We start from the raw sequence: 12,563 nt of genomic DNA on the forward strand, positions 1-12,563 counted from the left end.
AGTGCAGGTGCCGGACCGGCATGAAACAGGACATGTCAGCGTCAGCCGGGCAGCGCAATCATGATACACAGACCGGTGCTGGCAGCACATCATTTGTATATGCCGGCACCGGCATGCCCCTGTAGCGCATGTGCCAGGCCTTTCCCCATGGCATCAGGCAGGCCGCACGCCGGATCCACGGGACTTTGTCCAAGGAACGGAATGCCGCCGCACAAAGCCTCGACGAGCGCCACCTGCATCGGCAGAACCGGGCTGTAGGCATTGATGTAGGTGGGGCAATCCGGCATGTGATACAGCAGGAACGGAGAGCCCAGCGAGACATAAAGCGACGGCAGTTCCTGCCACATGCGCTGCATGGTCAGCGGAAACGGGCCATGCAGCCGCTCCCAGTTCGGACCCAGAGACTCTTTTCCGGACAGCCCCTCCTCCGCCGAAAGATAGAGGCCGATATCCTGTCCCCGTGAGTTGAGAGGCTCTCCTGGAACCACTCGTGTGATTTCAAAACCCCTCGCCTCGAGCAACTGCGCAATCTGCAGATCCGGCAGGGCCGACGACGGGCTGCGCCGCTCGCGCACCTCGGCCAGAAGAATGCGGCGATGCCTGTCGGGAGACAAGGGAAGCAGGGACTGGCTGTCCTTGACCAGCGTGACCGCCTGCCGGCAGGTTGCCTCCGCCCAAAGCCTGTGCTCATCCGTTGCCAGCATCTGGCTGCGGCAGCTTTCCGGCACCAGCACGGGGGCAACGTGCAGACCCATCGAAGCCTTGAGGGCCAGAATGCGGAGCACCGCCTCATCCAGCCGCCGCCGGCTGAGAGCGCCACGTGCCAGCCCCCTGCGCAGATGCTCCAGATCCGCCTCAATCCCTTGAGGGAACAGGAGAATGTCGCAGCCGCTTTCGATGCATTGGGGCACGATATCGGCCCGGCTTCCGCAGGATGTGAAACCGGCCATGCCGGTTGCGTCCGAAACAATCACTCCGTTGTAGCCGAGCTCTGTGCGCAGCAATCCCTGCAACAGATCCCGGCTCAGCGAGGCAGGAGCATAGGGAGCGCTCAAGGCCTCCCCGCCCCGCTCCCCGGCATAATGCGGCAAGGAAATGTGGCCAGCCATAATCAGGCGCACGCCCTTGCCGATGGCTGTCTGATAGATCCGGCCGAAGCTTTCCCGCCACACCTCCATGGGCATAGAATTGCAGCTCGTCACAAAATGCTGGTCGCGCTCATCCACCCCATCACCGGGGAAGTGCTTGACGCAACTGACGAGGCCATTGTCATGCATCCCGTCCATGTAGGATGACAAGAGGCGGACCGTTTGCTCCAGCCCGGCAGAAAACGCCCGGGTGTTGACCGCATTGGCCCGGAAATTCAACGCAAGATCAGCCACCGGCGTCCAGCTGACGCCAAAGCCCAGATACCGGGCCTCCCGCGCGGCAATTGCACCCATCCGGTAGGCATTCCGGCTCGATCCGGTCGCCGCGACGGCCATCTGATTGGGATGGCTGGTACCGGACTTCACGCTCGCCTTCTCCGACATTTCAATATCGGCGGTCAGCAGCGGGGGAATGGGGGATGCCGACAGCACACGCTCCGCAGAGCTGCGCAGTTCGGCCTCCGGATAGCTGGGGAAACGGTGAATGCCGCCCACACCTTGTGCCGCAAGGGCGTCCATCGCCTGATCCGAAAGGTCCCGGCTCATGGGAAGAAGCAATTGCGTAAGCTTCTCCTCGTCCGCCATTTTGCGGAACGTTGCCTTCACCCATTCAAGCCCCGCGGCATCAACATTGAACGGGGCCCCACGGATCTGCTCGTCGGTCATTGCCATGCTGGCCGTCATTGGCGGCGCTCCTCACCATCTCAGAAGGCAAATGTGACAGACAGGCTACATAAGCATGGCGGGATGGTCTGCACATAATCACTCAGTTCAGCCCTAACTTCTTGGGGCCGCCCGCCGCGTTGATTGTTTGGATGACCTGACCTGAAATGGAGCGAACCAGGTTGCCCGCAGCTTGCAAGACCCGTCCGGGCCAGGCCAACACTCCACTCGATCAGCGGAACAGGAAATGAAAAAGGCGTTTGAAGGCTACAGGATAATCGACACGACACATGTCCTGGCCGGACCGTTTGCAGCGTTTCAGCTCGCGACCCTCGGCGCAGAAGTCATCAAGGTTGAGGACCCCAACGAGCCCGATCAAGCCCGCGCCCAAGGCCCGGACAGGCAGATGAACAGCCGGGGCATGGGAACCGCCTATCTGGCCCAAGGCTCCAACAAATCCTGCATTGCCCTCGACCTGAAAACACCCGAAGGCCGTGAGGCCATGATGCGCCTTCTGGCCACCGCCGACGTGTTCATCGAAAATTACAGGCCCGGAGCATTTGAGGCACTGGGCCTGGGATATGACGATCTGAAAAAGCACAATCCCGGCCTGATCTACTGCTCCCTCTCCGCCTTTGGCGCAACCGGCCCGCGCCGCGAGCTGCGCGGCTATGACAACATCATTCAGGCGTTTTCGGGCTTCATGGCGATGACGGGTGACGACCCGGCCAAACCCTTCAAATGCGGCGCGCCCATCATGGACTATGCCGCCGGGACAACGACCGCGTATGCAATCGCCGCAGCCCTTCTGGCGCGCGAACGCAACGCAGGAGCCGGTGTCGCCATCGACGTCTCGATGCTCGATGTCGCCATGATGTTCGCGACATCGCATGCGGCAGCCTATTTCTGGAGCGGCAAAGCGCCGGGGATGAAGGGCAACACCTATCCGTTTGCAACGATCGGAATGTATCACGCCAGCGATGCTCCCATGATGGTCTCAGCCTCCAATCTGCGGCAGCAGAAGCGCCTCTGGGCCTTTCTGGGACGGCCGGACATGATCAAGCCTGGCAACAACGAACGGCTTGACGGCTATGACGAGGAGGCGGCGGTGCTGCGCACGGCATTCCTTGGCAAACCGGCCGATTACTGGGAAAAAGCCTTGCAGGATCAAGGCATTCCCTGCGCCCGGATCCGCAGGTTCGATGAGGCTGTCAATGATCCGCATCTGGCGAGCCGGGGCGTCTTCCACCGCTTTGACGGAGAGCCGGGAACCGTCGCCGGCATGGCTACGACACTGGCAGGTTTCACGATGTCACAAGCCGGGCCTTCGCTGCACACGCCGCCGCAGCCGGTTGGTGCCCAGACGGACCAGATCCTGACAAGCCTCGGCTATCAGGCGAGCGAAATCACCGGCCTGCGCGCCAGAGGCATCATCGCCTGAAAGCCGGAAGCGGCAGCCACCCGGTACAAAATGTTAGACGGGACCCAATTTGGGCGCCGTTGACGCAGCGGCGGCCATTCCTGAGGATCAATACGTAAATTCGGTTCTGGCGCTGGGAGGCAAAAGGACTGTGAACAGCGCCGCTCCGGCGCGCAGTCATCCAGAGACGGGGGATCTCCGACATGAAAATGAAGCTTACGGTACTCGGCGCCACACTGGCCGGTCTTTGTCAGCCGGCATATTCCGCAAGCCTGGAAGTAACGCATTGGTGGACCTCCGGTGCCGAAGCCGCAGCCATCAAGGTCATCGCGGATGCGTTCTCGAAGAGCGGCCACACCTGGGTGGACGGCGCCATTGCCGGCGCCGGCGGTGTTGCGCGCCCGCTGATCACCAGCCGTATCACCGGCGGTGATCCCATGGGCGCAACCCAGTTCACGCACAGCGCCGCCATGGGCGAGCTGATCGAGGCCGGCTTCATGCGCGACGTAACGGAGCTTGCAGAGGCCAATGGCTGGAAAGACAAGATCTTTCCCCCGTCCATGCTCAAGAGCTGCACGTTTGACGGCCGCCTCTATTGCGTGCCCTCCAACATCCACTCTCAGCAGTGGCTGTGGCTGAACAATTCGGTCTTCACCAAGAATGGTCTTGCCGTTCCGCGGAACTGGGAGGAATTCGTCGCCGCCGCTCCGGAACTGCGCAAGCACGGCATTACTCCTCTCGTTCAGGGGCGGCAGGCCTGGCAGCTGCAGCTGACCTTCAATGTTCTCATGGTGTCCATCGGCGGCCCGGACCTGTTCCTGCGCGTCTATCAGGACCGGGATGAAGACTTCGCCGCCGGACCGGAAGTCGCCAGGGTTTTCGCAGCCGCTGCCGAAGCACGTGCGATGATGGAAGGGATCAACGTCCAGGAATGGAACATGGCGGCACGGACGGTCATCGACGGCAGCGCCGCAGGCCAGATCATGGGCGATTGGGTACAGGGTGAGTTTACCCAGGCCGGCATGACCGAGCAGGACTACACCTGCCTGCCCGGGCTTGGCGAGCATCAATACATCACCGCCGCCGGTGATGCCTTCTACTTCCCCAAGGTCACGAACCCGGAGATCATCGCCGCCCAGGACGTTCTGGCCAACGTGATTGTGTCACCTGAAGTCCAGGTGGCCTTTACAGCCGCCAAGGGAGCCCTGCCTGTGCGCGGCGACATCGAACTGACCGATGCGACCGCATGCATGAAGAAGGGCATGGAGATCCTGCAAAAGGGACATGTCATCGAAAGCGTCAACACGCTGGTTTCCCCGGACACTGTGGCGCGCGTCACCGATCTGGTGGTGGAGTTCTTTGCAGATCCAAACTTTGACCCGGCCCGTGCCCAGGCTGAGTTTGCCGCGATCATCGCGACCGCCGATTGATGGCCGCATCGGGCGCAGCGCCCGGGCATTTCAAAGACCTGGAACATGCGATCCGGTTGATGCGCGGAGCCTGGAGTTCCGCGCAGACCAGACCTATCAACAACAGAGGGGCCGCAAACATGTCACCGCATGGCAAGCCGGCAGGATTGCTCAAAAACCTCAGCGCCAAGATAGCTGCGATCCCGATGGTCGTGACTGCTCTGGTCGTGTTCATCGGCTTCTCGGCCTGGACCATCACCTATTCGTTCACGAACTCACGGTTGCTGCCAAGGGCCGACTGGGTGGGCCTTGCACAATATGAAAGACTGTGGAGCACCCGCAGGTGGGTCATCTCCATCGAGAACCTGGCCGTCTATGGCAGCCTGATGCTCATTATGTCCCTGGTGCTCGGCTTTCTCCTCGCCGTCCTCATCGATCAGAAGATCCGCTTTGAAGACAGCTTTCGGACCATTTTCCTTTATCCCTACGCGCTCAGCTTCATCGTCACCGGCCTTGTCTGGCAATGGCTGCTGGATGCCGAGTTCGGCATCCAGGCCGCCGTGCGCAGCATGGGCTTCGAGAGCTTCACCTTTGATCCGCTCTACAACGCTGACCTTGTGCTTTACGGCGTACTGATTGCTGGGCTCTGGCATGGCAGCGGGCTTGTCATGTGCCTGATGCTCGCAGGTCTGCGCGGCATCGACGAGGACATCTGGAAAGCCACGAAGATCGACGGCATCCCCACGTGGAAGACCTATCTGTTCGTGGTGATCCCGATGATGCGTCCCGTCTTCATCACCACGCTGGTCCTCGTCACCTCCGGCATCATCAAGCTCTATGACCTGATCATTGCCCAGACGGGCGGCGGCCCCGGCCTGGCATCCGAAGTGCCGGCCAAGTTCGTCTTTGACGCCATGTTCGTCTCACAGAACCTCGCACAAGGATTTGCGGCATCCACCATGATGCTGGTCGCGGTGATTTTCGTGATCATTCCCTGGGCCTATCTCGAATTCGGAGGCAAGAAGCATGGCTGACGCAAAGCTGGCCCAGTTGCCCGCAGGCATTGCCGGCGCCCGTGGCCCGAGGCCCCGCCCGGCGCTCACCCGCCGCAACATCGTCCTGTACGGAACGCTCCTGTTGCTGGCGTTCTACTACCTGCTGCCCATCTACGTCATGGTCATGACCTCGCTGAAGGGCATGCCGGAGGTGCGGCTGGGCAGCATCTTTGCCCCGCCGCTGGAGATCACCTTCGAGCCCTGGGTCAAGGCATGGGCGAGCGTTTGCACCGGCCTGAACTGTGACGGCCTGTCGCGTGGCTTCTTCAATTCGGTGAAGATCACCGTTCCCTCGGTCATCCTGTCCATCGCGGTGGCCTCGGTGAACGGCTATGCCCTGGTGATGTGGCGTTTCAAGGGAGCGAACGTCTTCTTCACGATCCTGATCATCGGCGCCTTCATTCCCTATCAGGTGATGATCTATCCGATGGTGATCCTGCTGCGCGAGATCGGCCTTTATGGCAGCATCTGGGGCCTGGTTCTGGTTCACACCATCTTCGGCATGCCGATCCTGACCCTCCTCTTCCGCAACTATTTCTCATCCGTGCCGGAAGAACTTTTCAAGGCCGCCCGCGTGGACGGGGCCGGCTTCTGGAAGATCTATCTCAAGATCATGATGCCAATGGCACTGCCAATGTTCGTCGTTGCGGTCATCCTGCAAACAACCGCCATCTGGAACGACTTTCTTTTCGGCGTCATCTTCACGCGGCCGGAGAGCTACCCCATGACGGTCCAGCTGAACAACATCGTCAACTCGGTAACCGGCGTCAAAGAGTACAACGTCAACATGGCGGCCACGCTTCTATCCGGCATTGTACCCCTCACCATCTACCTCATTTCGGGCAAACTCTTTGTGCGCGGCATTGCGGCCGGCGCGGTGAAAGGATGACCATGCAACCGAGTGTTTCCATCAAGGATCTCAAGCTCGACTTTGGCTCAGTCTCAGTCTTGCGCAACCTTAACCTCGACATCGGCAATGGCGAGTTCCTCGTGCTGCTTGGCTCCTCCGGCTGTGGCAAATCCACATTGCTCAACTGCATCGCCGGACTGCTCGAACCAACGGACGGCAGCATCTTCATCAACGGGCAGAACGTCACCTGGACCGAGCCGTCCAAGCGCGGCATCGGCATGGTGTTTCAGTCCTATGCGCTCTATCCGCAGATGACCGTGGAAGGAAACCTGAGCTTCGGACTGACGAATGCCAAGATTCCCAAAGACGAGATCAAGCGCCGCATCGCCCGCGCAGCAGGCATCCTGCAGATCGAACCGCTGCTGAAGCGCAAGCCATCCGCCCTGTCGGGCGGCCAGCGCCAGCGCGTCGCCATCGGCCGGGCCCTGGTGCGCGATGTCGATGTCTTTCTGTTCGACGAGCCGCTTTCCAACCTCGACGCCAAGCTGCGCGCAGACCTGAGAGTGGAAATCAAGCGGCTGCACCAGTCGCTGAAGAACACCATGATCTATGTGACGCATGATCAGGTCGAGGCGATGACACTTGCCGACCGGATCGCCATCATGAAGGGCGGCGTCATCATGCAGCTTTCCAGCCCCGATGAAATCTACAACCGTCCAATCAACAAGTACGTGGCGGACTTCATCGGCTCTCCGTCCATGAACTTCCTGCAAGGGGTGCTGAAGCGGGATCCGGCTCCACGCCTCCGCCTGGGTGCAATGAACATTCCGCTGGACGGCTACGGCTTCACACGTCCCGAGGCAGAGGGCGAGGTCTGGTTCGGCATCCGCCCCGAACATGTGCTGTTTGCCGAAGCGGCCCGCAACGCGCCGGTTTCGGCTGAGGTCAAGGCGGAACTGGTGGAGCCGATGGGCGGGTTGACGCTGGTCTGGACCTCGCTGGAGGGCATGCCCTTCCGCCTGCTGATCGATGGGCAGGCCAAGGTCGCCGTCGGGGACAGCATGCTCATCGGCTTTGACCCTGCCCGCGCGTCGATCTTCGACACCCAGGAGGAACTGCGCATCTGACGCAGTCAGGGGAAACGGAAAAGGGGGCCCAGAGCCCCCTTTAAAACGTCTGCAGTCCCTTGAATTCAGGAAAGAAGCCTGCGGCGGTCCAGCCATCCGGAAATGGCCTCCGTCACTTTCTGCGGCTGCTCAAAAGGCAGCAGGTGGCCGGCGCCCTCAATGACAATGGACTCGGCATCCTGAAGCAGCGCAGCGATCTGCCCATGCGTCTCTTCCGTCGACAGATGATCCTCACTGCCGGTCATGAGCAGAACCGGAAAGTCAAAATCAGCCAGATACAGGGAAGCGTCAGGCCGGGCGAGCAAGGCGCGGTTCTGGCGCTCGTGAACTTCGGCCGGGCATTCCTCAACCATCTGGACAATCTGCTGCAGCAGGGCCGGGTTCTGGGCGTTCCCGCTGGAGAGGACTTTGGGTGCCCAGTTCCGGGCATAGGCGCCCATGCCCGCATTGCCTTCCGCGATACGGGCCAGCCGCTTGGGCTCCTCATCTTCCGAAGGGCCGTCATGGCCGGTGCTGGACAGCACCATGGCGATGATCCGTTCGGGCGCGAGCCGGCCCATTTCCATGGCAACGCGGCCGCCCATGGAATGGGCGAAAATCACCAGTCCGCCGGTCGTGGCCTCAAGCGCCCTGCTGGCCATGCCGGTCAGCATGTTGTCCTGCGTGGTATCAGCCACGTGGACAGCGTTGAAGCGGTGGCTGACGGCCTTGGCAATGGGCGCCCAGGTTCGGTCGTCCGACATGATGCCAGGAATTGTCACGAGTGTCGTCATACGGCAGTCTCCTTAATCGCTGCAGCGCGTCCGCAAAACATACCGCAAACACCCGGTCAAAAATGGACCGAAAAGTTTCGTCCAGCCTAACCGCCAGGCAGGGTCACAAGCCGGTTTTTCATGCATCGCCCGGCACATTCCAAGACGAAGCGTCAATGGGATTGAGCGCCCGCGTGGCATAATCTGCTGCCCGCAAGGACAACGGCCAGAATGCGGGAAGCATCCTGGCCGTCAGAGGCATCAGACCGGAAGGCTCCCGGTCACTTGAGCCAGCTCTTCACCAGCTCGTCGTAGTTGACGGTGATGGGCTGCTCCTTCTCGTTTTCGATGGGCAGCTGCGGGGCGAGATTGCCCTTCTTCACCGCATCCTCATGCCAGTACTGAAGGTCATGCTCTTCGGCCAGTTTCGGGCCGAGATCGCCCTGCACCCCGGCGCGCTCCAGACGGGAGAGCACCTTTTCCTGTTCGGCGCAAAGCGCATCCATTGCTTCCTGCGGGGTCTTCGTGCCCGCCGCCGCATCACCGACGGCCTGCCACCAGAGCTGGGCAAGCTTGGGGTAATCCGGCACGTTGGTTCCGGTCGGTGACCACTGCAGGCGGGCGGGCGAGCGGTAGAACTCGACAAGGCCGCCCAGTTCCGGCGCACGCTCCGTGAAACTCGGATGGTCGAGCGTGGACTGGCGCACGAAGCTGATCGCCGTGTGGCTCTTCTTCAGATCCACCGTCTTTGACGTGACGAACTGGGCATAGAGCCAGGCCGCCTTGGCACGGTCATCCGGGGTGGATTTCAGGATCGTCCAGGCCCCCACGTCCTGATAGCCGAGCTTCATGCCCTCCTTCCAGTAGACCCCGTGCGGGGACGGTGCCATGCGCCACTTCGGCGTGCCGTCCTCGTTCACCACCGCAAGGCCCGGCTTGACCATGTCGGCCGTGAACACGGTGTACCAGAAGATCTGCTGGGCCACGTCACCCTGCGCCGGGATGGGACCGGCTTCCGAGAAGGTCATGGACTGCGCCTGCGGTGGAGCGTATTTCTTCAGCCATTCCAGATATTTGGCAACAGAGTAGACCGCCGCCGGGCCGTTGGTGTCCCCGCCTCGGGCCACGCAGGAGCCGACCGGACGGGAGTTCTCGTCAACCTTGATGCCCCACTCATCCACCGGCTTGCCGTTGGGAATGCCCCTGTCACCATTTCCGGCCATGGAGAGCCAGGCATCGGTGAAGCGCCAGCCAAGTGACGGGTCCTTCTTGCCATAATCCATATGGCCGAAGACCTGCTTGCCGTTGATCTCGCGCCCGGTGAAGAACTCGGCGATATCCTCATAGGCCGACCAGTTCACCGGCACGCCCAGGTCATAGCCATACTTGGCCCTGAAATCGGCCTTGTTCTTCTCGTCGCTGAACCAGTCGTACCGGAACCAGTAGAGGTTCGCGAACTGCTGGTCCGGCAGCTGGTAGAGATCGCCATCCGGAGCGGTGGTGAAGGAGGTGCCGATGAAGTCCGCAAGGTCCAGCCCGGGGTTGGTCACGTCCTTGGCATCGCCCGCCATCCACTTGGTCAGGTTGCGGGCCTGCTGGTAGCGCCAATGGGTGCCGATCAGGTCGGAGTCATTGACATAGGCATCATAGATGTTGTCACCCGACTGCATCTGCGTCTGCAGCTTCTCGATCACGTCCCCCTCGCCGATCAGATCATGGCTGACCTTGATGCCCGTGATCCGCTCGAACGCCGGTGCCAGCACCTTGGATTCATAGTCGTGGGCGGTGATCGTTTCGGAGACGACGCGCAGCGACAGGCCCTGGAACGGCTTGGCGGCATCCACGAACCATTGCATTTCCGCTTCCTGCGCTGTCCGGTCGAGGACGGACATGTCCTTGATTTCGCTGTCAAGGAATGCCTTCGCCTCGTCCATGCCCGCCTGGGCCTGACTGACACCCAGCACGAGTGCAAGCAGGCTTGCCGATGTCATCATGTGCTTCCGCATGTTTTCCTCCCATAGCGTATGCACCATCACTCCCCCCGGCAGAGAGCTCCGCCGGGTACCTACTCGCTAAACGAAGCGGAATACGCCGATGGCGTAGACGGCCGAGAGTGCGAGAGCCCACCACAGATCCGGGCCGCCGAAGCCAAGCCAGGCTATGTTGATGAAAGCGCTGCCAAGCAGCGAAATGAACAGCCGGTCTCCGCGCGTGGTCGTCATGCGCAGGATGCCGTAGCGCGGGTTGCCGCCGGGCGAGACATATTCCCAGATGCCCATGCCGGCGAGCAGCAGCCCGATCAGGACGAAGAACGAGGCCGTCTGCCAGGTCCAGGCCATCCAGCTGAGATCGATCATGATTACACCCTCCCCAGTGCAAAGCCCTTGGCGATATGTTTGCGGACGAACCAGATCACCAGCGCGCCCGGAATGATTGTCAGCACCCCGGCCGCCGCGAGCACCCCGTAGTCGAAGCCCGTGGCTGAGCTGGTGCGGGTCATCGCGGCGGCAATCGGCTTGGCATCGGTTGTCGTGAGGGTCCGGGCGATCAGCAGCTCGACCCAGGAGAACATGAAGCAGAAGAAGGCCGTGACACCGATGCCGGACGCGATCAGCGGCATGAAGATCTTCCCGAAGAAGCGCGGGAAGGAGTAGCCGTCGACATAGGCCGTCTCATCAATCTCCTTCGGCACGCCGGACATGAAGCCCTCGAGGATCCAGACGGCCAGCGGCACGTTGAACAGGCAGTGCGCCAGCGCCACGGCAATGTGCGTGTCGATGAGGCCAAAGGCCGAATAGAGCTGGAAGAAGGGCAGGATGAACACCGCGGGCGGCGCCATGCGGTTGGTCAGCAGCCAGAAGAACAGATGCTTGTCGCCCAGGAACCGGTAGCGCGAGAAGGCATAGGCGGCAGGCAGCGCAACGGCGATGCAGATCACCGTGTTCATGACCACATAGGTCATGGAGTTGAAATAGGTTTCGTACCAGGCCGGGTCCGTGAAGATGACCGTGTAGTTGCGCAGCGTCGGCTGCTGCGGCCACAGCGAGAGCCCGCTCAGGATCTCGTTGGTCGTCTTGAAGGACAGATTGACCAGCCAGTAGATCGGGATGATCAGAAACAATATGTAGAAGGCCGGGATCAGCCAGCGCAGCGAGCGCGGGCGGCGGCTTGCACCGATGCTGTGTGCCTTGATCATGGCATCGACCGGATAGTCCGGAGCCGTCCGGCTTTCCCGTGTCGTCTGGGTGTCCTGTGTCATGGGGGGCTCCTCAGGTCCGGTCTTCATCGGGCTGGGTGGTGACGGTGTAGAACACCCAGGACACCAGCAGCACGATCAGGAAGTAGATGATCGACATGGCCGAGGCCGGACCGAGATCGAACTGGCCGACAGCAATCTTCACGAGGTCGATGGACAGGAATGTCGTGACGCTGCCCGGTCCGCCGCCGGTGACGACGAAGGGCTCGGTGTAGATCATGAAACTGTCCATGAAGCGCAGCAGGATGGCGATCTGGAGCACCCGGTTGAGCTTGGGCAGCTGGATGAAACGGAACACGCTCCAGCGCGAGGCGCCGTCGATTTTCGCGGCCTGATAATAGGCATCGGGGATCGACATGAGCCCGGCGTAGCACAGCAGCACCACGAGGCTGGTCCAGTGCCACACATCCATGATGACGATGGTGAACCAGGCATCCAGCGTGTCACGGCCATAGTTGTAGTCGAAGCCGAGCGAGGTCATCACGGAGCCGAACAGGCCGATATCCGTGCGGGCGAACAGCTGCCAGATCGTCCCCACCACATTCCACGGGATGAGCAGCGGCAGGGACATGAACACCAGGCAGATGGGCACACCTATGCCGCGCTTGGGCATGTTGAGGGCGATGAGGATGCCGAGCGGGATCTCGACCAGGAGAACAATGGCCGAGAACAGAAGATTGCGGGCCATGGATTGCCAGAAGCGGTTAGAGGCCAGCACCTCCTTGAACCATTCCGTCCCGGCCCAGAAGAACTCGTTGTTGCCGAAAGTGTCCTGAACCGAATAATTGACCACCGTCATCAGCGGGATGACCGCCGAGAAGGCGACCAGAAGAAGCACTGGCAGCACGAGGAACCAGGCCTTGTTGTTCCAGGTTTTTTCCAT

At 61.2% G+C, this 12,563-nt stretch carries 11 protein-coding genes; 5 read left to right on the forward strand and 6 right to left on the reverse strand.

Annotated elements, in window-relative coordinates:
• Nucleotides 1-89: 89 nt before the first annotated feature.
• Entirely contained in the window at nt 90-1,832 is a 1,743-nt protein-coding gene (locus IF10I1_RS09845) for a glycoside hydrolase family 3 protein (protein WP_244284688.1), read from the reverse strand.
• Nucleotides 1,833-2,058: 226 nt separating this feature from the next.
• Here IF10I1_RS09845 and IF10I1_RS09850 point away from each other — a divergent pair, with 226 nt between their 5' ends.
• The 5 genes from IF10I1_RS09850 (at nt 2,059) to IF10I1_RS09870 (ending at nt 7,672) form a co-directional block, all read left to right on the forward strand.
• Nucleotides 2,059-3,252: a CaiB/BaiF CoA-transferase family protein gene (locus IF10I1_RS09850; RefSeq protein WP_186392623.1), complete on the forward strand. Its 1,194-nt coding sequence runs from the start codon at nt 2,059-2,061 to the stop codon at nt 3,250-3,252.
• Nucleotides 3,253-3,440: 188 nt separating this feature from the next.
• Nucleotides 3,441-4,661 (forward strand): ABC transporter substrate-binding protein, encoded by a 1,221-nt coding sequence (locus tag IF10I1_RS09855; protein WP_186392738.1) that lies wholly within the window; start codon nt 3,441-3,443, stop codon nt 4,659-4,661.
• A gap of 119 nt (nt 4,662-4,780) precedes the next feature.
• Nucleotides 4,781-5,674 carry a carbohydrate ABC transporter permease gene (locus IF10I1_RS09860; protein WP_050473088.1) on the forward strand — a complete coding sequence of 298 codons (894 nt, stop codon included), beginning with the start codon at nt 4,781-4,783 and terminating at the stop codon, nt 5,672-5,674.
• Complete coding sequence (locus tag IF10I1_RS09865) at nt 5,667-6,584, forward strand: carbohydrate ABC transporter permease (protein WP_050473087.1); 918 nt, start codon at nt 5,667-5,669, stop codon at nt 6,582-6,584. Before IF10I1_RS09860 ends, IF10I1_RS09865 begins: the two co-directional genes overlap by 8 nt.
• Before the next feature lie 2 nt (nt 6,585-6,586).
• Entirely contained in the window at nt 6,587-7,672 is a 1,086-nt protein-coding gene (locus IF10I1_RS09870; protein ID WP_050473086.1) for an ABC transporter ATP-binding protein, read from the forward strand.
• Nucleotides 7,673-7,737: 65 nt separating this feature from the next.
• Here the strand turns inward: IF10I1_RS09870 and IF10I1_RS09875 are convergent, their stop codons facing one another.
• The 5 genes from IF10I1_RS09875 to IF10I1_RS09895 all read right to left on the reverse strand — a co-directional run bounded on the left by IF10I1_RS09875 (nt 7,738) and on the right by IF10I1_RS09895 (nt 12,563).
• Nucleotides 7,738-8,445 (reverse strand): alpha/beta fold hydrolase, encoded by a 708-nt coding sequence (locus IF10I1_RS09875; protein WP_208977624.1) that lies wholly within the window; start codon nt 8,443-8,445, stop codon nt 7,738-7,740.
• A gap of 260 nt (nt 8,446-8,705) precedes the next feature.
• Nucleotides 8,706-10,430: an ABC transporter substrate-binding protein gene (locus IF10I1_RS09880; RefSeq protein WP_186392624.1), complete on the reverse strand. Its 1,725-nt coding sequence runs from the start codon at nt 10,428-10,430 to the stop codon at nt 8,706-8,708.
• A 66-nt stretch (nt 10,431-10,496) separates the two neighbouring features.
• The gene (locus IF10I1_RS09885; protein ID WP_186392625.1) at nt 10,497-10,781 is read right to left on the reverse strand and encodes a DUF2160 domain-containing protein; all 285 of its coding nucleotides are present in this window, start codon (nt 10,779-10,781) and stop codon (nt 10,497-10,499) included.
• Between the two features lie 2 nt (nt 10,782-10,783).
• Nucleotides 10,784-11,620 carry a carbohydrate ABC transporter permease gene (locus IF10I1_RS09890; protein ID WP_208977629.1) on the reverse strand — a complete coding sequence of 279 codons (837 nt, stop codon included), beginning with the start codon at nt 11,618-11,620 and terminating at the stop codon, nt 10,784-10,786.
• A 73-nt stretch (nt 11,621-11,693) separates the two neighbouring features.
• A complete protein-coding gene (locus IF10I1_RS09895) occupies nt 11,694-12,563 on the reverse strand; it encodes a carbohydrate ABC transporter permease (protein ID WP_050473084.1) in 870 nt (289 codons plus the stop codon).

This window comes from Pannonibacter sp. I15F10I1 (assembly GCF_900185665.1).
GTDB classification, from domain to species: domain Bacteria; phylum Pseudomonadota; class Alphaproteobacteria; order Rhizobiales; family Stappiaceae; genus Pannonibacter; species Pannonibacter indicus.

Bases quoted from the DNA above. Each gene is read 5' to 3' on its own strand.
- IF10I1_RS09845 (WP_244284688.1), bottom strand. From the start codon at position 1,832: ATGACGGCCAGCATGGCAATGACCGACGAGCAGATCCGTGGGGCCCCG.
- IF10I1_RS09850 (WP_186392623.1), top strand. From the start codon at position 2,059: ATGAAAAAGGCGTTTGAAGGCTACAGGATAATCGACACGACACATGTC.
- IF10I1_RS09855 (WP_186392738.1), top strand. From the start codon at position 3,441: ATGAAGCTTACGGTACTCGGCGCCACACTGGCCGGTCTTTGTCAGCCG.
- IF10I1_RS09860 (WP_050473088.1), top strand. From the start codon at position 4,781: ATGTCACCGCATGGCAAGCCGGCAGGATTGCTCAAAAACCTCAGCGCC.
- IF10I1_RS09865 (WP_050473087.1), top strand. From the start codon at position 5,667: ATGGCTGACGCAAAGCTGGCCCAGTTGCCCGCAGGCATTGCCGGCGCC.
- IF10I1_RS09870 (WP_050473086.1), top strand. From the start codon at position 6,587: ATGCAACCGAGTGTTTCCATCAAGGATCTCAAGCTCGACTTTGGCTCA.
- IF10I1_RS09875 (WP_208977624.1), bottom strand. From the start codon at position 8,445: ATGACGACACTCGTGACAATTCCTGGCATCATGTCGGACGACCGAACC.
- IF10I1_RS09880 (WP_186392624.1), bottom strand. From the start codon at position 10,430: ATGCGGAAGCACATGATGACATCGGCAAGCCTGCTTGCACTCGTGCTG.
- IF10I1_RS09885 (WP_186392625.1), bottom strand. From the start codon at position 10,781: ATGATCGATCTCAGCTGGATGGCCTGGACCTGGCAGACGGCCTCGTTC.
- IF10I1_RS09890 (WP_208977629.1), bottom strand. From the start codon at position 11,620: ATGATCAAGGCACACAGCATCGGTGCAAGCCGCCGCCCGCGCTCGCTG.
- IF10I1_RS09895 (WP_050473084.1), bottom strand. From the start codon at position 12,563: ATGGAAAAAACCTGGAACAACAAGGCCTGGTTCCTCGTGCTGCCAGTG.